This is a genomic window from Haloarcula pellucida, assembly GCF_014647235.1.
Lineage (GTDB): Archaea > Halobacteriota > Halobacteria > Halobacteriales > Haloarculaceae > Haloarcula > Haloarcula pellucida.
The window spans coordinates 243,295-266,885 of record NZ_BMOU01000002.1 but is presented as its reverse complement, the minus strand read 5'-3'; the positions used below and the strand labels follow the sequence as shown (position 1 = coordinate 266,885).

Sequence of the window (23,591 nt, the reverse complement as noted above, 5' to 3'; positions counted from 1 at the left end):
ACAGTAGACACCAACTAAAATTGGAACACGGCTACTACTTTTGCACCCACTCCGACGTTGGGATGATATATGCCCGGGATAAGCGTGGTCGCTGGGATGTCTATCCCGGCGGACGACGACATCGAGGCGGCTCACCGACCCTCGCTCTACGACGACCGGTACACGTTCGATTCGTACGAGGCCGGCCACTGCAGCGTAGCGAGGGCCCTCTACCCCGAGTATCCGTTCAGGCAGGTCACGTTCGGGGACTGTACCGTGTTCGTCGAGGGCGTCGTCTACAACCGCGACGAGGAGACACTCCGTGCCGAACTCGAGCGCCGATTCGTCGACGGTGAGGCCTCACCAGTGGATCCGACGTGGCTCCGGGATCTCGACGGCGAGTTCGTCTTCTACGCGCACGACGCCGCTGCAGGGACAGTGACGATCGTACCCGACCTCCTGGGGCAACTCCCGCTGTTTTACGCCGTCCACACCGACTACGCGCTCGTCGGTCGCAACAAACCGATTCTGGCCCGTCTCGGGAACTGTGCGACGTTCGACCGGGTGGCGGTCGCCGAATACCTCCGTCTGGGCTACGCGCTGGCGGATCGGACTCTCTATGCCGACCTGCGACGGCTCCCGCAGGGACACCACATCCAGATCGATACGGACACTGGCGCGCAGGCTATCGACCAACACTACGAGTTCGATTTCGACGACGAGCGGAACGCCAACGCCACGGTCACGGAGAACGCCCGCGAATTCGCACGGCGGTTCACGAACGCCTGTAGGCGTCGAGCCGACAGCGCCCCCGGAGAGAACGTGGTGTTGTTGAGTGGTGGGTTGGACTCACGGGCGATTCTCGGGGGCTTCGAGCGATGTGGGGTGTCCTACAGCGCCGCAACGCGTGACTTCGAACACGATTCGCGAGCGGATATCGACCTCGCACGAGAGTTGACCGACGCCGTCGGTTCGAACTGGGACCGCTTGCCGACGCCCGGTCCAGACGGGAGCGATCTGCTGGCCCATCTGGACATGGGCGGTGGGGCGGATCCCTTCGGAATCGCACACATGCAACCGTTCCTCCGACAGATCAGAGCTGATCACGACGGTCCCGTCTGGACGTACACGGGCGATGGCGGTGACAAACTCGTCCCCGATATCTCACCCGTCGTCGATATCGAGACCATCGACGAACTCGTCTCGTACATCATGCAATCGGAGGAGACGTTCACCGCCGAGGACGTCGAGGCGATGACTGGCGTCGCCGAAGCCGAAGTGCGAGCGGACGTCCGCGAGACCGTTCGTGAGTACCCGGAAACGTCGCTCTCGAAGCGGTTCGTCCATTACGAACTCTTCCAGCGAGCCTTCTCGTGGCTCTTCGAGGCGACCGATACGAACCGGAACCATTGCTGGACGACGTCGCCGTTTTACGCGCCCGACGTCGTCGACTGTGCCATGTCCATCCCGGACGCCCAGAAACGGCGGTATCAGCTGTACGCGGCGGTGTTAAAGCAACTCTCGCCCGAATTGGCGACGGTGCCGAACGCGAACTTCGGCGCGCCGCCGGCCAGCGTCACCCACGAAGCGCGCGTCGCCCTCTACAACGTCTTGCAACGACACCCGGCGCTTTTCGACGTCGTCAAGCCGACGATCAAGTCACTGCTGGGACTCAACGGCGAAGCCGACCGAGCGACGTCGCCGTTCGTCGACTGCCTCCGTGACCAGGTCACTCGGAACCCGCAGTCGATGCTCGACCGAGAGGGGCTCGAACAGACGATCCTCGACGACCCGGAGTCGTACACGCGGGAGGAACTCTGTCACGTCCTGACGCTCGCGTCGCTCATCGACAACCACAGGGACGTCCCCATACTGACCGAGTATCGGAGCGAAGAGTTCGTCTGACTGGGGTACTCACTCGAACCGAGCAGCCCGAGGCAATACGCAGCGTTGCACGGTGGTCGGCGATGAGACGAACGCAGTTGTCACCACCGTCCTCGGTAACACTCAGCGAGACACTCACCACTTTTCGATGGGTTGAAAGTTCCGAGATGGACATGAACGGTCAGGCGGCTGGAACACAGACTGTTGCACAGCGGCCCTCGCACCCTCGACTCACGAGAACACAACCAGCAACGCAGAGAATGTGGACGTCACCGGGAGTGTCGAATCACCGATCAGCGGAGAGGGGCCAATAGGTACGGCGTCTGTGACACCAGCAAGTACGGCGAAACCCCGGAGGTCATCGAAAAGTCCGAAAACCCCCGCCGAGCTGGCGATGGCCGGCTTCGACACGCGTACGCCGGCTATCGTCCACGCCCGCCACCCCGTCCAGCCGTCGAATCCCGAGCGTACGAGATCAGCGACGACATCGGCCTCCTCCACCATTCCGGTCGAACCATCGACGCCATCCGCACGGACGGCTGGCGCAACGACATCGGCTACCTCGAGGACCGCGACGAGGCCGAGCGTCGCCTGGAAGGCGAGGTCGATCCCGAACTCGTCGCCGAGAACATCGCCGCGAGCGAGTGAGCGGACCCGACGGTTTTTTGTCCGTCGCCGGACCCGACTCAAGCAATGAACGTCCTCGTCACCGGCGGCGCTGGCTTCATCGGCGGCAACCTCGCCGAGCGCTTCGCCCGCGACGGTCACTCGGTCACCGTCCTCGACAACTTCGACCCGTTTTACGACCTCGACATCAAGCATCACAACGTCGAGACCGGCCGCGAGGCCGCAACAGACGGCGGCGGGAGCTACGAACTCGTCGAGGGCGACGTACGAGACGCCGACCTCGTCGCGGACCTCGTCGCCGACGCCGACTACGTCTACCATCAGGCCGCACAGGCCGGCGTCCGCCCGAGCGTCGAGAACCCCCGGAAGTACCACGAGGTCAACGCCGACGGCACGCTCAACATCCTCGACGCCTGCCGCGACGAGGGCATCGAGCGGTTCGTGATGGCCTCCTCGTCGTCGGTGTACGGCGTGCCGCGATATCTCCCATACGACGAGGAACACCCGACGACGCCCGTCTCGCCCTACGGCGCGTCGAAACTCTCGGCCGAGCGCTACGCCTGTGCCTACGGCGAAGTGTACGACTTCCCCGTCGTCGCCCTGCGTTACTTCACGGTGTACGGCCCGCGGATGCGCCCGAACATGGCCATCTCGAACTTCGTCTCCCGATGTATGAACGGCGAACCGCCGATTATCTACGGCGACGGCACCCAGACCCGGGACTTCACGTTTATCGACGACGTCGTCGAGGCGAACGTCACCCTCTTAGAGGAGGACGCCGCCGACGGCGAGGCCGTCAACATCGGGTCGACCGACAACATCGAGATCAAGACGCTGGCCGAGGAGATCCGCGACCAGTTGGCGCCGGACCTCGACCTCGTCTTCGAGGCGCGCCACGACGCCGACGCCGAACACACCCACGCAGACACGTCGAAGGCCAGCGAACTGCTCGACTACGAGGCGAGCCACACCATCCGGGAGGGCGTCTCGAAGTTCATCGACTGGTACGAGGCCAACCGCGAGTGGTACGAACCGCTCGTCCGCCGGTCCTGATACGCTACAAGAGGATTTTCACCGTAGTGATTCGATGCCTATTTCGATTGTAACTACCCAGTGCTGGTTGTCATCTCGGAGCTGAGTGGCCACTCAAAGTAAACGGATACAGATTACTCGTGTTCGAGCGCGTCGTAGATATCACGGTGGTCGTCCCGATCCGCTTTGGCGACTTGTAAGACGATCTCTCGACGGATATCATTCATCACCCGGTCGAGTGACGTCTCATCACCGGTGTCCTCCTCCGTAGCCATATAGGTCTCTTGCTTCCGAATCCGGTTAATCGTTCGGGTCGCGTGGTTCATCCGAGAGCCGGTCAAGTCCATATTCCACGAGGTCATTCCGCCATCGTGCGATTGCCTCCTCAAGATCAATCTCCTTAGTATGTGTTTGGAGGTACTCAACGACAGTATCTTCGTCGACATCCGCCTCGTTCGTCCCGAGCCGCTTCAGTATCTCTCGTATTTCTTCGTCGTAGTCGAACTCGTAGCCGTTGAGGAAGTAGAAGACGACAGTCGTGTTGAGTGCCGTACGTTTGTTTCCATCCACGAAAGGATGGTTTGCTACGAGGAGACGACAGAGGTGAAACGCTTTCTCATGTATCGTCTCAGGAACCGATCCGAAGTGTCCTTGCTCTATGTAATCCAGCGCAAATTGAATATCGCCCTCGTTCTGTACGCCGGGGCTAGTATCAGCGTACTCTGCGAGAATATCCTCGTGGATTTCAAGGACATCATCCACCGAGGGATACCAGAGAGACTGACTCATTCTTACGTCGCTTCACGGCTAATAACGGTATCACTCTTGCCACTCCGTTGGGCGGAGAGAATCATATAGACGACAGCAGACCGTCGATGCTGCATTAGATCTCATACTGGTGGCTGTAACAAACTGAAGTAATTCGCCACCCCGGGGTGGCGAATGTCTTTGCGAATTTACAGCCACCAGTATCAGTCGATATAGAATTAGAGTACTCTCACGTCCACAGGAACCGCTCGTCCGACGCCCCTGCGACACACTTTCGATACCATTTCGCCTTCGACCTGAAACGGTACCGTCAACACCACCCCTGACATAGCGGCGTCCATGTGGCCATGGGGACACGCCGCCGTCGGCTATCTCTGGTACTCGTCCGCTCGCCGTTGGCAGGGCCGGACACCCGCCGGACCGCCGGTGCTCGCACTCGCCGTCGGGACGCAGTTCCCGGACCTCGTCGACAAACCGCTCGGGTGGACGCTCGGCGTCCTCCCCGGCGGACGGTCGCTGGCGCACTCGCTGGTGACGCTGGCCCTCGTCGCGGCCGTCGCCGGCTATCTCGGGTACCGCTCTCGCGGGCGCGACGCCAGCCTCGCGTTCGTCTCAGGCACGCTCAGTCACGTCCTCGCCGACGGACTCTACCCCGTTCTCGAAGGGCGCTACGTCGACCTGAGCTACCTCCTGTGGCCGATACTGCCCGTCCCCGAAGCGGATGTCGGGAAGAGCTTCCTCGCTCACGTCGCCCAACTCACGCTCGATTCGTACGTGACGTTCGAACTCGCCTTACTGGTCTTCGCGACGGTCCTCTGGTGGGCCGACGGTCGGCCGGGTCTGGGGACGCTCTGGGCGACGGGTTCCAGATGGGTAGACCGCCTCGTCAGCCACGGATAGGGTGCTACGGCCCTCGTTTTCAGCAACGATAGTGGGCCCGGTGGACTTATTTTGCGGGATGTGAGTCTCTGTAGTGATGAAAAGCGGGTGGCGGTACCGCCTCACCGCGTTGGTGGGGACAGTACTGGTGACGGGGGTGGCCGTCTCGCTAGCGTACCTGCCGGTGGTGCAGACGGCCGTGAGTTTCCTGCCCGTCGTCGGTGACCTCCCGATCGAATCCGCGACGGGGCGAGAGCTCGGGATGGAGATAGCGACGACGACGGTCGTGGTCGTGGCGGCGTTCGCCCCGTTGTATCGCCCCCAGCCGCGTCGACTCCTCGATACGTGGCTGCTCGCCCTCCAGCGGACCGGCATCGCGCTGCTCGCGCTCGCGACGGTGGGGTACTTCGATTACACCTATCGGCTGCCGCGCTCGACGCTCATCGTCGCGGGCACCGCACTGGTCGCGTTCCTGCCGCTGTACTTCGTCGCCGTCCGGCGCCGCCCCGCAAGCGGGGGTCGGACCGTCGTCGTCGGCGACACGCCGGAACAGGTCGCCGAGGTGCTAGAAGACGTCGACAGCAGCGTACTGGGATACGTCTCGCCGCGGGTCGGTGAGACGGTTCGGACCGACGAGCGAGTGTTGGTCGGCTTCACCGACGGCGGACAGGTGCGGGGACTGGAGAACGTCCCCTGCCTCGGCGGCCTCCCGAAACTGGAGACGGTACTCGTCGAGTACGACGTCGACACCGCGGTGCTTGCCTTCGGACAGCCCGACCGCTCGGCCTTTTTCGGCGCGCTCAACGTCTGCTACGAACACGGCGTGACCGCGAAGGTCCACCGCGACCACGCCGACGCCGTGTTGACCCGTGACCTCGGCGGCGACGGCCTCGCCGAAATCGACCTCGACCCGTGGGACGTACAAGACCGCGTCTTCAAGCGACTGTTCGACGTCACGTTCGCGACGGTAGCGCTCGGTGCGCTCCTCCCGGTCATTGCAGCTATCGCGGCGGCCATCAAACTCGACGACGGGGGTCCACTGCTGTACCGACAGGAGCGGACGGCGACGCTCGGTGAGACGTTCACCGTCTCGAAGTTCCGGACGATGGTGCCCGACGCCGAGAGCCAGTCGGGCGCGGTCATCTCTGCCGCCGACGCCGGCGGGGTCGATCCCCGCGTGACCGCCGTGGGCCGCGTCCTCCGGACGACCCATCTAGACGAGATTCCGCAACTGGTGGCGGTCCTGCGCGGGGACATGAGCGTCGTCGGCCCGCGACCCGAACGGCCGGAACTGGACGCCGACATCGAATCGGACCTCCGGGAGTGGCGGAGTCGCTGGTTCGTCAAACCCGGACTGACGGGACTCGCACAGATACACGGCGTCACCGGCCACGAACCCCACCGGAAACTCCAGCACGACATCGAGTACATCCGCAACCAGTCCATCGTGTTCGACCTGAAGATCGTCGTCAGACAACTGTATCAGGTGGGCACGGACGCCGTGGGGTACCTCACGCAATCGAATCGTCCAGACGCGAGTTGAATCCCCGTCGGTGGAAGCGAAACACCCATACACCGACACTGAAACACCTATGCTATGACCGAGTCGGACGGATCGGGCCGAATCATCGACGAGAACGGCGCGCTGTTCGGTCGCGTCAACGTCGTCGACGCGGTAGTCGTGCTCGTCGTCCTGACAGTACTCCTCGCGGGAACCGCACTCGTCCTCGATAGGGGCAACAGCGGTGTCTCGAACACCGAACCGACGAAATACGCGACTGTCTCCTACGCAGTGCCACTGACGAGCGGGGCGGCCGCGATCGAATCGGGTGAGACGCTCGACCCTGCGCCGACAGGGGAGCCACTGGAGGTGGTCGGGGTGACACGGAGTTTCGCACCGGGCGGCGAGGCACACGTCGTAGCCCGGGTCGCCTACACCGGACCGCTCTCGGCCCAGTGGGTCTGGGGAGACGGAATCGTTCGGGACGACACGCGCCCGCTCTACGGTGGGGACGAGACAGCGGTGATTACCCACGGATACCGCACCCACGCCGACGTACTCGCCGTCAACCAGACAACGGCGACACTCCCGACGAGCCGAGTCAGCGTCGTCATCTCGGTGAACGAGAGCGTCGCCCGGTCGGTCGAGACCGGCGCGACCGCACGAGTGGACGACCACACCGTCGCGACCGTCGAGCGTGTCGGCGATGGACCGGCGGCAGACGGCAAGCGAGCGGTCACGCTCGACCTCCGAACGTGGGCGCGTGACGGGACGCCGTGGTTCGGCGGGTCCCCGCTTCGCGTCGACAACCGTGTGACCGTCGTCACCGACGACGCCGTCGTCTCCGGTCGTCTCCAGCGAGTCGGGCCGGCCAACGCCAGCGAGCAGTGAGAACGATGCCAGATGCCACCGACGACGTACTCCGGACGGCCGTCGAGAAGTCGTGTCTCGGGCGGGCCCGACGACTCGGGAAGTTACTCGCGATCGCCGCTTCGAACTCGGTACCGGGCCGCCTCTCCGATAGCGTGGCCACCCGACTCACGTCTGCCGTCGCACAGTCGGCCTGTGTCCGGTGGCTCACCAGCGAACCGACCGGAGAGACAGTGGTCGTCGACCTCGAACGAACGCGGACCGTCGGACCGGTCGTTCGATTGCTCCACCGAGCCACCGCGACCGCGTCTCGGAGCTATCGTGCGTCGGCTTTGCGAACCGTCGTTCGACAGTGGCGTCGGGCTAGTACGCCGATTCGGACCGCCGTCTGTCAGAGCACCGCATGGCGGCTCCTCGGGGACGTGCTGAAGCCGCCAGAAAACCCGGATAGAGACCCCTAGCTGTCGGATATACCCTCACTCCACCGTCACGCTTTTGGCCAGATTCCGCGGCTTGTCGATGTTCCGCCCGAGCAACGCCGCCGTGTGGTACGAGAGCAGTTGCAGGTGCGTGTTCGCGAGCACCGCCGCGGCCCGGGGGTGCGTCTCCGGTATCTCCAGTACGTGGTCGGCGTAGCGAGCGACGTCGGTCTGGCCATCGGAGATGGCGACGACCGGTGCGTCGCGAGCCTCCACTTCCTTGACGTTGCCGACGGTCTTTCGGGCCTGCTCGCCGTCGCCGGTCACGACGGCGAACACCGGCGTGTGCTCCGTGACCAGCGCCAGCGGGCCGTGTTTCAGTTCGCCGGAGGCGAACCCCTCGGCGTGTTTGTACGTGATCTCTTTCATCTTCAGCGCGCCTTCGAGGGCGACGGGGTGCTGGTACCCCCGGCCGATGAAGAAGTAGGCGTCGGCGTCCTGATACACCTCGGCCACCGCCTCGGCGGCCGACTCGTCTAAGACGCGCTGGACGTTCCCCGGGAGTTCTCGGAGCGAGGTGATGACGTCGCGGGTGTCGACGGTTCGCGTCATCCCCAACGCGAGCAGGTTCAGCGCCACCTGCTGCGACGAAAAGGTCTTGCTGGCGGCGACGCCGATTTCGGGGCCGGCCCGGATGTAGAAGGCGTGGTCACACTCCCGGGCCGCGGTCGACCCGACGACGTTCGTGACCGTCATCGTGCGCGCGCCGCGCTTGCGGGCCGCCCTGAGCGCCGACAGGGTATCGGCCGTCTCGCCGCTCTGGGTGACGCCGACGACCAGCGCATCGCCGATAGGCGGCACCGACGTGGCGTACTCGCTGGCGAGGAACGCCTGTGCCGGGATGCCGGCGTTACGGAACAGTTGCGCGCCGTACAGTGCGGCGTGGTAGGAGGTGCCACAGGCGACGAACTGCACGCCCGTCGGCGAGAGGTCGCCGAGGTCCTCGATGTCGACGGTGCCGGCCATCTCGTCGACGCGGCCCCGCAAACACTGCCGGAGCGCCCGTGGCTGTTCGTGTATCTCCTTGAGCATGTAGTGGTCGTAGCCGCTCTTGCCCGTCTCCTCTGGGTCCCACTCGATGGTGTCGACGTCCGTCTCGACCGAGTCCCCGTCGAGCGTCGTGACGGTCCAGCCCTCGGCGTCGAGTCGGGCGAACTCGCCGTCGGCCAGATACACGACCTGGTCGGTGTAGTCGCGGAACGCCGGCACGTCGCTGGCGAGGAACGTCTCGTCCTCGCCGAGGCCCAACACCAGCGGCGAGTCGTTGCGCGCGGCGTAGACCGTACTGTGGCCCGCGACGACGACGGCGACGGCGTAACTCCCCTCTAGCCGCGCGATGGCGTCGCGAACGGCACGCTCCGGGTCGACGCCCGCTTCCAGCGCGTCCTCGACGAGATGGGGGACGACTTCGGTGTCGGTGTCGGAGGTGAAGGTGTGGCCCGCCCCGACGAGTTCGTCCCGCAGCGACTGGTAGTTCTCGATGATGCCGTTGTGGACGACGGCGACGTCACCTGTACAGTCCTGATGCGGGTGGGCGTTCGCGTCGGTCGGCGGCCCGTGCGTGCTCCAGCGCGTGTGGCCGATGCCGACGTCACCGGTCAGGGCAGACCCTTCGAGCGTCCTCCGCAGGTCGTCTATCTCGCCGGCGGTCTTCACGACGTCGACGCCGCCGTTGGCCATCGCCACGCCGGCCGAGTCGTAGCCCCGGTACTCCAGTTTCGAGAGGCCGTGAACGAGGGTGTCGAGCGTCTCGTCGCCTCGGCCGACACAACCGATGATGCCACACATCAGCGCGTCACCTCCGCGTCCTCGGAGACGTTCCGGTCGACCGTTACGCCGGCGTCGAGCGTCGCGTTCGGCCCGACCAGTGACCCCGGCGAGAAACTCACGTCGCCGCGTGCGCGGGCCCGGTCGGCGATGACCGCACCCAGTCGCTGGTCTTCGAATATCTCCGTCCCGACCTGTACGTCCGCGGGACCGCCCGGAACGACAGTGCTGGCACCGAGGTGGACGTCCTGTCCGGTGATCGTATCGAGCAGCGTCGACCCGGGGTCGACCCGCGTGTCGGCGTCCAGCACGCTCCACTGGACGACGGTGTTCGCCCCGACGGTGACGTTCGCACCGAGCGCGACGTTCGGACCGACGACGGCGTCGGGGCCGACCTCGCAGTCCGGGCCGACGACGACCGGGGCCTGCAAGACGGCCTCGTTGTGAACCCGGGCCGAATCCGCTATCCAGACCTGTTCGCGCCGCGCGCTCTCGACGAGACGCCCGCGGGCGAGTACTTCGCGGGCGACGGTCAACAGGTCCCACGGATACGTGGCGTCGACCCACATCCCGTCGACTTCCACGCCCCGGACACGGTTCTCGTCGACGAGGGTCGCGAGCGTGTCCGTGAGCGCGAGTTCGCCCGCCTGCCGTGGCGTGTCCTCGATAGCGTCGAATATGTCCGCCGAGAAGGCGTAGACGCCGCCGTTTATCAGGCGGTAGTCGCCCTCTCTGGGCTTCTCGACGAGGTCCGAGATGACACCGTCGCGGACTTCGACGGCCCCGTATCGGCTCGTGTCCTGTCGCTCGACGACGGCGAGCGCCGGGTCGCCCGTCGCCGAGAACGTGTCCGCGACGGCCTCGACGGTCGCGGCGTCGATGAGTCGGTCCCCGTTCAACACGAGCGGCGGGCCGTCGACGACCGAGCGGGCCTGCAACAGCGCGTGGCCGCTCCCGAGTTGTTTGTGCTGTGTGACGTACGTGATCGGGACACCCCGGTACGTCGGTCCGAAGTGATCCTGCACGCGGTCGCGTTTGTAGCCGACGACGGTCACCAACCGCTCGACGCCGGCCTCTACCAGCGCGTCGAAGACGTGCGCCAGAATCGGCCGGTTCCCGGCCGGCAGCATCGGCTTCGGCCGGTTTCGCGTCAGCGGGCGAAGCCGGGTCCCCTCCCCGGCGGCGAGGACGACAGCCGTGTCGATTTCCATACTCGTATCAACAGGAGTGGGGATTTGAATATGGCGGGACTACCATTGTTTGATACTCGCGTTCTGGGTCGACTACCACGGCCCAGTTCCGGTCGCAGCGTTGGAGGACACCCTCGGCACTACCGACGACGGGAGACGCTGTGTTCGTTCGCAGCTCTTCGCCACTGCTCACGGCTCTCTCCTCGCTCGCCATCGGTGCGTTCGAACGAACCAGGTGAGTGTGAAACCGCTCCGCGGTCCCCTTCGGTCACCGCGTCGCGGTTCGAGACGCCGTGCGGGACCCGGCGTCTCGCTACTGCTCGCCCATCCGGTCACCCGCGACGCGCCGTCCTTTCGTCGTCAGCGCCACCTCGGTGCGCTCGCGGACGACGCTGATGACGCCGAGTTCGACGAGGCGGTCGAAGATGGCCTCGGTCTTCTCGACGTCGATGCCGACGAAGTTGGGGATGTCGAACGGCGAGACGCCCGAGTGGAGCGCCATGACGACCCGCTTCTCCGTCGAAGAGAGGTCGAGGTCAGCCTGATTCTGCTCGGCGCTGTCTTCGAGCATCGTCCGGAGGACGGTGGCCTGGAACTCCTCGCCGGCGAGGTGCGTCTCGACGCTGATGTCCCCCTCGCTGTGTTCGACCTGGATGACGGTGCGTTCCTCGCCCGAGACCTGCTTTTCCTCGACGGTCAGGTCGCCGATGTCGGTCCGTTCGATATCGACGGCCTGTCCGTCCGCCAGCGCCAGTCGAAGCGCCTCGTCGGTGACTTTCAGTCGGCCTTTGGTCCACGCGGCGTCCTGTACGACGCCGCCTTTCAGCGCGGGGTGTTGTGCGAGGATGACCGCGCCGTCGAGACTCGCCCGGTAGAAGTCCGTCTGGAACACGTCGTGGTCCGACGTGGAGACGAGGACGACGTCCTCGCCGACGTGGAAGGCGAGGTACTCGGAGACGCCCGCGCTCTGCTGGTTCACGTCGAAGCGGTCGGCGATGCGGTCGATGTCGTCGAGCGCGATTTGACGCTTGCTGTCGCCGATGAGTACGATACGTTCGGTCGTGAGGACGACGCGACAGTTTCGCCACTCGGCGTCGGTGAGCCGCTGGCCCTGCGAGACGGCGAGCAGGTACTGCCCCTGCATATCGGCTATCTTCTTCTCTGTGTCGCTCATGCCCCGTGACCGGCCTCTATCCGTCGTTGTCGAGGGTCGTGAATATAGCTTCCGCCGCCAGTGTCGATGCTGAGAACGTCCGCCGACACAGTGGTTAGCGTCAACGCTTATCAATGCGCCGCCGGAGATTCGAACGATGACAGGGGGCGACGGCTCCGGCCGTGATACTGCGCTCGACGAGCGACCGGCCATCGACCCGCCCGAGTGGTTCGTCGAACAGGCGAACGTCGCCGATCCGTCCGTCTACGAGACGTTCGAACGGGAGTGGCCCGACTGCTGGGACCGGGCCGCGGACTTACTCGACTGGACGGACCCCTACGACGAGGTGTTCCGGGGTGGTGACGTCCCGCCGTTCGAGTGGTTCCCCGGCGGTCGGCTGAACGCCGCCTACAACTGCATCGACCGGCACCTCCCCGAGCGCAAGAACCAGTTGGCGCTCATCTGGGAGGGGCATCTGGGCGAGTCCCGAACCTACACCTACCGGGAACTGCACCGCGAGGTCAACGCCGTCGCGGCCGCGCTCCGCGAGAAGGGCGTCTCGGAGGACGACGTCGTCACCGTCTACCTGCCGATGGTGCCCGAACTCCCCGTCGTGATGCTGGCCTGCGTGCGTCTCGGCGTCGTCCACAACGTCGTGTTCGCGGGGTTTTCGGCCGACGCGCTGGCCGAACGGATGGAGCGGACCGGCTCGGAGATGCTCGTGACCTGTGACGGCTACTACCGTCGGGGGAGCGCCGTCGCACAGAAGAACAAGGCCGACAACGCCCGCATCGCCGTCGAACAGGACGTCTCGGTGGTCGTACTGGACATCCTGAGCCGGGACGTGCATTTAGGCGACGGTTACTACGACTACGACGAGTTGCGGGCGGCCCACGACGGCGAGACGGTCGCTCCCGTATCGCGGGACGCCAGCGACACCCTCTTTCGCATCTACACCTCCGGCACCACCGGCGAACCGAAGGCCGTCGACCACACGACCGGGGGATACCTCGCCCACGTCGCGTGGACCTCCCAGTCCGTACTGGACATCAAGCCCGAAGACACCTACTGGTGTTCGGCCGACATCGGCTGGATCACGGGCCACTCCTACATCGTCTACGGACCCCTCGCGCTCGGGACGACGGCGGTGCTGTACAACGGCACGCCGGACCACCCCGAGAAGGACCGAGTCTGGGAGATCGTCGACCGGTACGCCGTCGACGTGTTCTACACCGCACCGACGGCCGTCCGGACGTTCATGAAGTGGGGCGAGGAGTACCCGGAGCGCCACGACCTCTCCAGTCTCCGGCTGCTGGGGACCGTCGGCGAACCCATCGACGAACGGGCGTGGCGGTGGTACCGCGAGCACATCGGCGGCGGCGAGTGCCCCGTGGTCGATACGTGGTGGCAGACCGAGACGGGCGCCATCCTCGTCTCGACGCTGCCGGGCGTCGACGCGATGAAACCCGGCGCGGCGGGGAGACCGCTCCCCGGTATCGAGACGAGCGTGGTAGACCCCGCGGGCGAGGCCGTCGACGTGGACGAGGCGGGCGAACTCGTCGTCACGCGCCCGTGGCCGGGGATGCCGAGCGACCTGCGAACCGGAGAGGGGTGGGGCGCGGCGGCAACCTGTGGCGACGAGTGGCGGTACTACCCGGAGGACGGCGCGTCGGTCGACGTCGACGGCTACGTCACCGTCCTCGGGCGCGTCGACGACGCCATCAACGTCGCCGGGCGGCGCTTCAGCACGATGGAACTGGAGTCGGCCATCACCGGCGTCGAAGGCGTCGCGGAGGCCGCCGTCGTCGGCGCCTCCCACGAGACGGCCGGCACCGCGCTCTACGCCTACGTCTCGCCGGAGGGAGGCTACACCGAGGCGGACCTGCGCGGGCGCATCGAGTCGGCCGTCGAAGACGCCATCGGCGGCGTCGCTACCCCGGAGACGGTGGTGTTTACGCCCGACCTGCCGAAGACCCGGTCGGGGAAGGTGATGCGACGCCTGCTGACCGCCGTGGCCAACGACGAGGAACTGGGCGACACCAGCGCGCTCCGAAACCCCGAGATACTCGGGGAGTTGCAGTCGGCGACGCCCGACCGGTGAGTGGTGTTTCGCTCTCACAAATATTTCCGAAATATTTCGGCACGACAGCTCGGACTATAGACGGCCACGTACCACTCTATGGCAGGTTCTGGCGACCTGGCGGCCCGCACACTTATTTCGCTCGTCGTCGAAAAGACGAAACGACATGGCAGAGCGGACGGACGTTCTCGGTGCGCGTGGATACGAACAGCTACGGCGCGCCGCCGAAACCCACCGAGAGGACCTCGTCTTGCGGTTCGGGGCGGAGGTGGGACTGCGCCCGGCGGAGATGACTCGGGTTCGACTGGCCGACGTGGCGAGTACCGAGTCCCACTTCTTCTTGCGCGTGCGTGACGACGACGGCGTCGACCGGGAGGTGTACCTGCCGGCCGCCGTCGAACACGACATGCGGAAGTTCGCCAGCGCGGCCGACAGAGCGGCGGACGAACCGCTCCTGTCGGTCTCGGCCCGTCGCCTGCAGATGCTCGTCGGCGAGGTGGCCGACCGCGCCGCCGAGACCGCGCCGCGCCTCGGGGACGTCTCCTCGCGCGACCTGCGCTGGCGGTTCGCGGCGACCATGCTCTCGGAGGGCGTGCCGCCACAGGTCGTCTGTGCGCTCGGCGGGTGGGACCGCCTCGCACGGTTGGAACCGCTGCTCGACGACCCGAACCGGGAGGCGGTGATTCGGGCTATCGAAGGCGCCGAAGACGTCCCGACGCCGGCCCGCCTCCGCCGGACCATCAAAGTCGCCGCCGACGTCGGCGAGTCGCTGGCCGTCGCGGCCACCGTCGAGGAGATAGAGCAGACAGTGTGTGACCGACTGGCGGACACAGAGGGGTTTCGCTTTGCGTGGGTGGCCGAACGGACCGGCGACGGGTTGACGCCGCGGACGGCCGCCGGTATCCGCGACAGTCGCATCGACGACCACCTGCAGGGACGGGGGGACGCCGCGGCGGCCGCGATGGACAGCCACGAGGTCCGCGTAGTCGAGGACGGCGAGGGGCCGATGGCGCTCGTCCCGATCATCCGGGACGACGACGCCGCGGGCGTGTTGGCCATCGGGACGACCGTCCACGTCGTCGACGCCGAACAGGACCTGCTTGCAGCGCTGGGCGCACAGGTCGGGGCGGCGCTGGCCGCCGTCGAGCGCAAGCGCCTCCTGCTCGCGGATACGGTCACGGAACTGGCCTTCGAGTGTACCGACGGCGGCGCGTTCACCGTGTCGCTGACCCGCGCACTCGACTGCTCGCTCGAACTCTCTGGGGTCGTCCCCGTCGGCGGCCGCTCCCTGCTGTACTATCTGGTGGTCGACGGCGCGCCCGCGGGGCCCGCGCTCTCGTATGCGGCCGAGGACCCCGACATCGCCGACGCGCGCCTCATCGAGGACTACGGCGACGGCGCACTCCTCGAAGTCGTCGTGACGGCCGCGCCGACGCTCGATTTGGTCGAGAACGGCGCCCGCGTCCGGACGCTCACCGCCGAGAACGGCACCGCGACCATCGAGGTGGAACTGCCGGGCGACAGCAACCTCCGGGAGGTAGTCGACGCCGTCGTCGAGGCATACCCGGAGACGTCGCTGACTGCCAAGCGCGAGACGGAGCGGCCCGCCGAGACCGATACGGGGTTTCGCGAACGTCTCTCGGACCGCCTCTCCGAGCGACAGTCGACGGTGCTGGCGGCCGCCTACCACAGCGGCTACTTCGAGTGGCCCCGCGGGACCACCGCCGAGGAACTCGCCGAGTCGCTGGACGTCTCGGCACCGACGTTCCACAACCACCTCAGAAAGGCCCAGCAAAAGCTTCTGACGGCGTTTTTCGCCGATACGCCCACCGAGCCACCGACGGCACTTGGCGAACAAGTGTCAACCAAGTATTCAGACAGTTAGACCCCCCGTTTATCAGTGACCCGTTGATTGTGGGTGATAGACCATGTCAGATGATGACGTTCAACTCGAAGCGCGACTCGAAGAACAGGAGGTCTTCGAGCCCCCGGCGTCGTTCGTCGAACAGGCGAACGTCTCGGACCCCGGCATCTACGAGGAGTTCGAGGAGAACTGGCCCGAGTGCTGGGAGCAGGCCGCCGAGTTGCTGGACTGGGAGGCGGACTACGACCAGGTACTCGACGACTCGAACCCGCCGTTCTACGAGTGGTTCACCGACGGGTCGCTGAACGCCTCGGCGAACTGTCTGGACCGACATCTGGACGAGCGAGGCGACGAGGCGGCCATCGAGTGGGTCGGCGAACCGGTCGAGGAAGACAACATCACGTACACGTACGAGGACCTCCACCGCGAGGTCAACGAGTTCGCGGCCGCGCTCCGGGCGGAGGGCGTCTCCGAGAACGACGTCGTCACGATGTACATGCCGATGATACCGCAGTTGCCCATCGCGATGCTGGCCTGTGCCCGCATCGGTGCGCCGCACTCGGTGGTGTTCGCCGGGTTCTCCGCCGACGCGCTGGCGACGCGGATGAACGCCGCCGACTCCGAGTATCTGGTCACCTGTGACGGCTACTACCGTCGCGGCGACCCCCTCGACCACCTCTCGAAGGCCAACGAGGGCTTAGCGGGCGTCGACCACGACGTCGAGACGGTCGCCGTCGCCGAGCGACTTCGTGACGGTGACGGCTTCGACCACGACTACGCCGACAACCAGGTGGCCTTCGACGACCTCGTTGCCGACCACGAGGGCGAGACGGTCGACCCAGTCTCACGTGACGCCGAGGACATGCTCTTTCTCATGTACACCTCGGGCACGACGGGCGAACCGAAGGGCGTGAAACACACCACCGGTGGCTATCTCTCCTACGCCGCGTGGACCTCTCAGGCCGTACTTGACGTCAAACCCGAGGACACCTACTTCTGTTCTGCCGACATCGGCTGGATCACCGGCCACTCCTACATCGTCTACGGGCCACTCGCACTCGGCACGACGACGATGATGTACGAGGGGACCCCCGACTACCCCGACAAGGACCGCCTCTGGGAAATCATCGAGGAGTACGAGGCGACCCAACTGTACACCGCGCCGACCGCGATTCGGGCCTTCATGAAGTGGGGCGAGGAGTACCCCGACAGCCACGACCTCTCCAGCCTGCGACTGCTTGGCACCGTCGGCGAACCAATCAACCCCCGGGCGTGGAAGTGGTACTACAAGCACATCGGCGACGAGTCCTGTCCGGTCGTCGACACGTGGTGGCAGACCGAGACCGGCGGTATGATGCTGACCACACTGCCCGGCGTCGGCGACATGAAACCCGGGTCCGCCGGCCCGCCGTTGCCGGGCATCAGCGCCGACATCGTCGACGTGAGCGGCAGTCCCGTCGAGGCGGGACAGGCCGGCTACCTCGTCGTCAACAAACCGTGGCCCGGGATGCTCCGGACCCTGTACAACAACGACGAGCGGTTCATCGACGAGTACTGGCGCGAGTACTCCGACATCGACAGCGACGACCCGGCCGACTGGGTGTACTTCCCCGAGGACGGCGCGAAGATAGACCAGGACGGCTACATCACCGTGCTGGGCCGCGTCGACGACGTGCTGAACGTCTCCGGGCACCGCCTCGGGACGATGGAGATAGAGAGCGCCATCGTCGGCGTCGAAGGGGTCGCAGAGGCCGCCGTCGTCGGCGGCAAACACGAGATCAAGGGCGAGGCCGTCTACGCCTACGTCATCACCGAGGACGGCTACGAGGAGACCGACGAACTGCGCGGAGAGATAATCGAGGGCGTCGAGGACGCCATCGGCCCCATCGCCCGGCCCGAACAGGTCATCTTCACCCCTGAACTCCCCAAGACTCGGTCCGGGAAAATCATGCGCAGACTCCTCGAAGACATCGCCAACGGCGAAGAACTGGGTGACACCAGCACGCTCCGCAACCCGGACGTGGTAAGCGACATCCAGTCGAAGGTCGGCAGCGACTGAGCGGCACCGCTTTTCCAGCAGACCACCCCCACAGCGAAACCACGGACACAACTATGGCAGACAGAGACACCCACGACTCGGACGGGCGGCCGTCAGTCCAGACGGACGGCGGCACCGCCACGCAAGCCGCACAGGCACACCAGAACACGAACTACCTCGACGAGGAGGTGAACCTGCTGAGCCCCAGCACGGCGTTCATGCGGGACCACCTCAAAATCGTCTGGACGAGTTTCATCGTCTGGGCGCTCATCGTCTTCGGGCCGGTGACGCTGACCGCCATCGCCCCCGGCGCGATGACGACGACGATGCCGGTCATCGGCTTCCCGCTGCACTACTTCCTCGTCGCGTTCGGCGCGCCGACCGGCGCACTCATCCTCGCGGCGGTGTACGCCCGCCAGCGGGACAAACTCGACGAGAAGTACGGTATCGACCACAGCACCGGCGGCCCCGAAGAGGGTGAGAGCGGCGAGGCCGGCGAGGCGACGGCCACCGACGGAGGTGTCGAGCGATGACGGTGCCGTTACAGGCCGAGGCGCTCGACATCTCGTTCAAACTCGTGCCGGCCATCATCGTCTTCCTGATGATGGCCTCCTTCCTCGTCATCGGCTACGTGTTCAAAGTGGCCGACACCGAGGGGATGTGGGTCGCCGGCCGCGGCATCGGGAACATCGAGAACGGGATGGCTATCGGCGCCAACTGGATGTCGGCGGCGTCGTATCTCGGACTCGCAGGACTGGTCGCGCTGGCCGGCTTCTACGGGCTGGCGTTCATCGTCGGCTGGACCACCGGCTACTTCGTCCTCCTCATCTTCCTCGCGGCGCAGATGCGCCGGTTCGGGAAGTACACCGCGCCGGACTTCGTGGCCGACCGCTTCAACTCGCCGACGGCCCGCGCGCTGGCGGCCTTTACGACGCTGCTCATCGCGTACGTCTACTCGGTCGGACAGGCCCGCGGCATGGGACTGGTCGGCCAGTACGTCTTCGGGCTGGACATCGTCCCGATGATCGTCGTGATGATGACCATCACCGTCGGCTACCTCGCCCTCTCGGGGATGCTTGGCGCGACGAAGAACATGGCCGTCCAGTACGTCATCCTCATCGTCGCGTTCCTCGCGGGCGTCTACGCCGTCGGCTTCACCCAGGGGTACTCGACGGTGCTCCCGCAAATCGAGTACGGTGCGCTCTTTAGCGAACTCGCTCGGCAGTTCTCCGAACCGTTCACGGGCGGGAACACCTACTATCTCTGGATCGCGACGGCGTTCTCGCTCATCTTCGGCACCTGTGGCCTCCCGCACGTCCTCGTGCGGTTCTACACGGTCAAGAGCGAACGGACCGCTCGGTGGTCCACGGTCTGGGGGCTGTTCTTCATCCTCCTGCTGTACTGGGCCGCGCCCGCGATGGCCGCCTTCGGCGTCGACCTGTTCGCCGCCGTGAACGACATCTCGCCGGAAGCCGTCTTCACCGGCGAGCAAGCGATGTCCGGCGCGGAGGGTGACGTCATCGTCGTGCTGGCGGCGCAGTTCGCCGACCTCCCGACGTGGTTCGTCGGCCTCGTCGCCGCCGGCGCGATGGCTGCCGCGATCGCGACGACGGCGGGCCTGTTCATCACGGCTTCCTCCGCCGTCGCACACGACATCTACGCCGAGCTCATCAACCCCGACGCGACCCAGCGCCAACAGGTCCTCATCGGCCGCGCGACCATCGTCGTCGTCGGCGCGCTGGTCACCGTGACCGCGTTCAACCCGCCGGCGCTCATCGGCGAACTCGTCGCGTACGCGTTCTCGCTCGCGGGGACCGTGCTGTTCCCGATGTTCTTCCTCGGTCTGTGGTGGGAGAACACCAACCGACAGGGGGCGCTGGCGGGGATGTCCGTCGGCCTCCTGCTGTGGATCACGTCGATTATCAACAGCGTCCTGCCGGCCTACGTCGGCTTCCTCGCGGACATCGCCGGCGGCTCCGGGCAGGCGCTCGTCCCCATCTACGCACAGTACGTCCCACCCATCGGCGCCGCGCTGGTCGGGACGCCGCTGGTGTTCATCGTGACCATCGCCGTCTCGCTTGCGACGCCGGAACCGCCGATGGAGACCAAGCGGATGGTCCGGCAGTGTCACAGCCCCGAACCGATGGGCCAGCAACAGACCGCCGAAGACATCGTCTCCAGCAGCGGCGGCGAGACGCCCGCTGACGACTAACAATGTACGAGAACATCCTCATCCCGACGGACGGAAGCGACACGGCGAACGTGGCGGTCGACCACGCCGTCGACCTCGCAGAGAAGTACGGCGCGAAACTGCACGCGCTGTACGTCGTCGACATCGACGCGGTGAACTTCGGTCTCGGCACCGAGCAAGTCGATCGCATCAAGCAAGGCAACTTCGGCGAGATGACCGAACTAGAGGAGAAAGCCAACGAGGCCACCGGCATCGTCGCGGCGGCCGCCGCGGACCACGGCATCGAAGTCCACGAGGAGGTCCGGGTCGGCGCGCCACACGAGGTCATCGCCGGCTACGCCGACGCGAAGGACATCGACCTCGTCGTGATGGGCAGTCACGGCCGGTCGGGCGTCCGCCGGGCCCTGCTCGGGAGCGTCACCGAGCGCGTTCTGCGCTCGACGCACGTCCCCGTGCTGGTGGTCGACGAGCACGAGGAGGGCGCGGAGGCCTGACCGATGTCTATGGCCTCGGGGAAACGCCTGCTCGAAACCGTCGGCGAGCACGTCCGTGAGCACCGCTCCGGAATGTTCGTCGATCTCGTGTTCGCCATCGCGTGGGTGACCGTCGTCACCGTCGTCTTCGACCTCCTGCCGGGCGGTCCGCAGTGGCTCTACTACCTCACGCTGTTGGGCGGCGTCGTGGCGTACTTCGGCTTCTTCGCCTCGCTGGAGGCCGTCCGCGGGGGCGACGAGTAGCCTCCCGCGGTACGACACACGGTTTCTGAGACGCCGACCGCGACGGAGAGTCGCGGGTGCGGCAGTCGCCTCAAGAGCGCCCCGCCGACGGCGACTCGGCGAGGTCCACGTCGTCGACGGCGTCGAGCACGAACCGGTGTACGTCGCGGTTCGCGGCGAGGACGTCCTCGAACGGTTCCCCGACGACGTCGGCGATCCAGTCGTGGAGGCCGTCGTCGAGCGAGACTCTGATAGCGCCGAGCCACTCCAGCCACCGGTTGACGAGGTGGAGTCGGTACCCTCGGGTGACGACGGCGTCGGGGCCGTCCCAGCCAGCGTCGGCGAGTCCCGCTCTGTAGCCATCCAGCACCGCGCGTTCGAGTTCGTCGGCCCGCGTGACCGGCCAGTCTACGAACAGCAGCGTCAGGAGGACGAGCGCGCCGGCGTCGTCGCCGACTCTCGCCATCCCGCACTGGTCCCAGTCGATGGCCACCGTCTGCGGCGTGCCGTCGGCAGTCGTCGTCGCGAAGAGGTTCCGACCGAACGCGTCGAAGTGACAGAAGGTCCGGGGCAGGTTCGCTCGGGCGTCGAGGAACCGCTCACGGTCGCGCCACGCCGCGAACAGTCGCTGTCGGTCGTCGCTCGTCGGGAAGTGCCGGCTGACGATCGGGTCGTCGGGCACCCGGTCGACCAGTGCGACGACGCCGGCAGTCGTCTCGAACTCGAACGTTCGCTCAGTGACCCACGGCTCGTCGATGCGGTCCGTCTCGCCGACAAAGGCCCCGTCGAACTGCCCGAGGTGTCTGGCGGCCCGACGGTACTGTTCGAGCGGCCAGTCGCCGCCGTACTCGTCGGTCAGGTCTTCGAGCCAGAGCCAGACGGCCTCGCCGTCGAACTCGTCGACGCGGTACAGTTCGGCCGGGACGAGTCGCCCCCGCGCGTCTTCGAGGAGGTCCGAACGGTAGGCTTCTGCCTCGCGCTTCCAGTACGGGTGGCCGGCCGGCGTCTCCCCGGGACGCTCGGCGAGGACCTTGAGGACGACCGACCACTCCCTCACACCCGTCCGAGTCGCCGCCGTCCCCGCGAACCGAAACAGCGCCGTTCCGAAGTGCCCGCCACCGGACCCGCCACGCATCTGCACCCGTCGCCAGTCGGTCACCGCCGCCGTCACGTCGTCGAGCACTCGCCGGACAATCGGTGTCAGCGTCTCGGCGTCGACGGCCGCGACGCGCCGCTCGACGGCCGGTCCGATGCCGGGGAGGTTCAGCGACTCCATCGGCACCTCTCCGTCGTTCCGCTCGCCCGGGAGGCCGTCGGGAGGTCGGTAGTCTGTCCGTCTCCCCGGTCGTGATTCGCTGTGGTGCGTGTCCGTGGCGACATTGGTCCGTGCCCTGCCCGATACGACCGGTCGCCTCGCGCGTCACCACTTCGGAGCGGGCGGTACCGAACCTACGCGTCACAGTGCGTTAATCATCAGCACGCTCCAACCCGTTTCGGTGGCCGTAGGAGCGTCTTACCGGTCGTTCAGGAGAGTTCTACCGCTCGCGAGTCGCACCTCCTCGCTCACAATTGGCGACTCCTCCGACGCTCGGCCGCCCCCTACTGCTCCGCGGTTCCCGTCGATCACCGCGTCGCTTCGCGGGTCACTCACTGCGTTCGTGTCCCTCGCTACTCCCCGCTCATCGCTTCGCTCGCCATGTTCCGTCCCTGTGCGTTCAGGCTGACCTCCGTCCGTGTCCGGACCTTGTCCACCGCGCCGACGTCGAGCAGTTTCTGATAGATCTCCTCGACGTCGTCGGGGGTCGTCCCGACGAAGTCGGCCATCTCGAAGGGCGAGACGCCGGAGTACAGCGCCATCAACACCTGACTCTCCATCTCGGTGAGTTCGTAGTCGTCCGAGCGGCGCTCGACGACCTGTGAGAACAGTCGTCCGAGGGCGTCCGTGTGGTGGGGCATCCCGGAGAAGTGCGTCTCGACGCTCCGGTCCTGTTCGTCGGTGTGCTCGACTTCGACGACGGTACGTGCCTCGCCCATGACCGTGCTCTCGCTGGTCTCGATGGTCCCGACGTCCTCGATGTCGAAGACGGTCGACCCGCCGCCGGGGAACTGCAGGCGGACCTCCTCGTCGTCCAACCGGAAGCGGGCTTTGCTCCACTCGGCGTCGTCCTGAATGACGCCGCCGACGACGGCCGGGTGCCGGGCGAGGATGACCGCGCCGTGGAGCGTCGCCCGGCAGTACTCGAACGCGAAGTCGTCGAGGGACGTCGCGTCGACCAGCAGGACGTTCCCACCCACTTTCAGCGCGGTGGCGTCGGCCGGCACCCCGTCGGGGACCGTCGATTCGTCGTCCACGAACGAGATCTTCGAGTGGGGAATCGGTTGTTTGCCGTCGTTGGTCGCAAGCACCAGCCGTTTGTTGGTGACGATGAGCCGGCAGGAGCGCCACTGCGGGTCGGCGACCGGGTCGCCGTCCCGGACGACGTACTGGTAGTCGCCGGACGTGTCGATGATCTTCCGTTCGTCACCACTCATGGCCGCAGTCGTCCGTGAGTTGTCGCCGGCACCTATATAAG

The 23,591-nt window shown here is 66.1% G+C and carries 20 protein-coding genes and 1 pseudogene; 14 read left to right on the top strand and 7 right to left on the bottom strand.

From position 1 onward, the window contains the following. The first annotated feature begins 69 nt into the window (after positions 1-69). The 3 genes and pseudogenes from IEY28_RS08000 to IEY28_RS07990 all read left to right on the top strand — a co-directional run bounded on the left by IEY28_RS08000 (position 70) and on the right by IEY28_RS07990 (position 3,543). Positions 70-1,884, top strand: coding sequence for an asparagine synthase-related protein (locus IEY28_RS08000; RefSeq protein WP_188996174.1), 1,815 nt, complete (start codon positions 70-72; stop codon positions 1,882-1,884). A gap of 285 nt (positions 1,885-2,169) precedes the next feature. After that, positions 2,170-2,511, top strand: a pseudogene (locus IEY28_RS20600) (glycosyltransferase family protein); the annotation flags it as partial. A gap of 45 nt (positions 2,512-2,556) precedes the next feature. Next, the gene (locus tag IEY28_RS07990) at positions 2,557-3,543 is read left to right on the top strand and encodes an SDR family oxidoreductase (protein ID WP_188996170.1); all 987 of its coding nucleotides are present in this window, start codon (positions 2,557-2,559) and stop codon (positions 3,541-3,543) included. A gap of 113 nt (positions 3,544-3,656) precedes the next feature. Here IEY28_RS07990 and IEY28_RS07985 read toward each other — a convergent pair whose 3' ends face one another. Together IEY28_RS07985 and IEY28_RS07980 are read right to left on the bottom strand one after the other, a co-directional pair. Continuing rightward, positions 3,657-3,797 carry a hypothetical protein gene (locus tag IEY28_RS07985; RefSeq protein ID WP_188996168.1) on the bottom strand — a complete coding sequence of 47 codons (141 nt, stop codon included), beginning with the start codon at positions 3,795-3,797 and terminating at the stop codon, positions 3,657-3,659. Between the two features lie 25 nt (positions 3,798-3,822). Then, the gene (locus tag IEY28_RS07980) at positions 3,823-4,311 is read right to left on the bottom strand and encodes a type II toxin-antitoxin system death-on-curing family toxin (RefSeq protein WP_188996166.1); all 489 of its coding nucleotides are present in this window, start codon (positions 4,309-4,311) and stop codon (positions 3,823-3,825) included. A gap of 318 nt (positions 4,312-4,629) precedes the next feature. Here IEY28_RS07980 and IEY28_RS07975 point away from each other — a divergent pair, with 318 nt between their 5' ends. The 4 genes from IEY28_RS07975 (at position 4,630) to IEY28_RS07960 (ending at position 8,001) form a co-directional block, all read left to right on the top strand. Continuing rightward, positions 4,630-5,190, top strand: a complete 561-nt coding sequence (locus IEY28_RS07975; protein WP_188996164.1) for a metal-dependent hydrolase — start codon at positions 4,630-4,632, stop codon at positions 5,188-5,190. A gap of 76 nt (positions 5,191-5,266) precedes the next feature. Continuing rightward, a complete protein-coding gene (locus IEY28_RS07970; RefSeq protein WP_188996162.1) occupies positions 5,267-6,712 on the top strand; it encodes a sugar transferase in 1,446 nt (481 codons plus the stop codon). A gap of 54 nt (positions 6,713-6,766) precedes the next feature. Then, positions 6,767-7,561, top strand: coding sequence for a DUF4330 family protein (locus IEY28_RS07965; RefSeq protein ID WP_188996160.1), 795 nt, complete (start codon positions 6,767-6,769; stop codon positions 7,559-7,561). Between the two features lie 5 nt (positions 7,562-7,566). Next, positions 7,567-8,001, top strand: a complete 435-nt coding sequence (locus IEY28_RS07960; RefSeq protein ID WP_188996158.1) for a hypothetical protein — start codon at positions 7,567-7,569, stop codon at positions 7,999-8,001. A 15-nt stretch (positions 8,002-8,016) separates the two neighbouring features. Here IEY28_RS07960 and glmS read toward each other — a convergent pair whose 3' ends face one another. The 3 genes from glmS to IEY28_RS07945 all read right to left on the bottom strand — a co-directional run bounded on the left by glmS (position 8,017) and on the right by IEY28_RS07945 (position 12,150). Further along, positions 8,017-9,807 carry a glutamine--fructose-6-phosphate transaminase (isomerizing) gene (gene glmS, locus IEY28_RS07955; RefSeq protein WP_188996156.1) on the bottom strand — a complete coding sequence of 597 codons (1,791 nt, stop codon included), beginning with the start codon at positions 9,805-9,807 and terminating at the stop codon, positions 8,017-8,019. Further along, a complete protein-coding gene (gene glmU / locus IEY28_RS07950; protein WP_188996154.1) occupies positions 9,807-10,997 on the bottom strand; it encodes a bifunctional sugar-1-phosphate nucleotidylyltransferase/acetyltransferase in 1,191 nt (396 codons plus the stop codon). Before glmU ends, glmS begins: the two co-directional genes overlap by 1 nt. 292 nt (positions 10,998-11,289) lie before the next feature. After that, a complete protein-coding gene (locus tag IEY28_RS07945; protein ID WP_188996152.1) occupies positions 11,290-12,150 on the bottom strand; it encodes a CheF family chemotaxis protein in 861 nt (286 codons plus the stop codon). Between the two features lie 136 nt (positions 12,151-12,286). Here IEY28_RS07945 and acs (IEY28_RS07940) point away from each other — a divergent pair, with 136 nt between their 5' ends. From acs (IEY28_RS07940) to IEY28_RS07910, 7 genes are all read left to right on the top strand, one after another. After that, complete coding sequence (acs, locus tag IEY28_RS07940) at positions 12,287-14,230, top strand: acetate--CoA ligase (protein WP_188996149.1); 1,944 nt, start codon at positions 12,287-12,289, stop codon at positions 14,228-14,230. A gap of 145 nt (positions 14,231-14,375) precedes the next feature. Then, a complete protein-coding gene (locus IEY28_RS07935; RefSeq protein WP_188996148.1) occupies positions 14,376-16,094 on the top strand; it encodes a bacterio-opsin activator domain-containing protein in 1,719 nt (572 codons plus the stop codon). 43 nt (positions 16,095-16,137) lie between these two features. Further along, entirely contained in the window at positions 16,138-18,132 is a 1,995-nt protein-coding gene (gene acs, locus IEY28_RS07930; protein ID WP_188996145.1) for an acetate--CoA ligase, read from the top strand. Between the two features lie 53 nt (positions 18,133-18,185). After that, positions 18,186-18,644 (top strand): DUF4212 domain-containing protein, encoded by a 459-nt coding sequence (locus IEY28_RS07925; protein WP_188996143.1) that lies wholly within the window; start codon positions 18,186-18,188, stop codon positions 18,642-18,644. Then, positions 18,641-20,323 (top strand): sodium:solute symporter family transporter, encoded by a 1,683-nt coding sequence (locus IEY28_RS07920; RefSeq protein WP_188996141.1) that lies wholly within the window; start codon positions 18,641-18,643, stop codon positions 20,321-20,323. The genes IEY28_RS07925 and IEY28_RS07920 overlap by 4 nt, the downstream gene beginning before the upstream one ends. A gap of 2 nt (positions 20,324-20,325) precedes the next feature. After that, complete coding sequence (locus IEY28_RS07915) at positions 20,326-20,796, top strand: universal stress protein (RefSeq protein WP_188996139.1); 471 nt, start codon at positions 20,326-20,328, stop codon at positions 20,794-20,796. Positions 20,797-20,799: 3 nt separating this feature from the next. Beyond that, positions 20,800-21,039 (top strand): DUF8119 family protein, encoded by a 240-nt coding sequence (locus tag IEY28_RS07910; RefSeq protein ID WP_229783089.1) that lies wholly within the window; start codon positions 20,800-20,802, stop codon positions 21,037-21,039. A 70-nt stretch (positions 21,040-21,109) separates the two neighbouring features. Here IEY28_RS07910 and IEY28_RS07905 read toward each other — a convergent pair whose 3' ends face one another. Continuing rightward, entirely contained in the window at positions 21,110-22,294 is a 1,185-nt protein-coding gene (locus IEY28_RS07905) for an aminoglycoside phosphotransferase family protein (protein ID WP_188996137.1), read from the bottom strand. A gap of 392 nt (positions 22,295-22,686) precedes the next feature. Next, a complete protein-coding gene (locus tag IEY28_RS07900; RefSeq protein WP_188996135.1) occupies positions 22,687-23,550 on the bottom strand; it encodes a CheF family chemotaxis protein in 864 nt (287 codons plus the stop codon). Between the last annotated feature and the right edge of the window lie 41 nt (positions 23,551-23,591).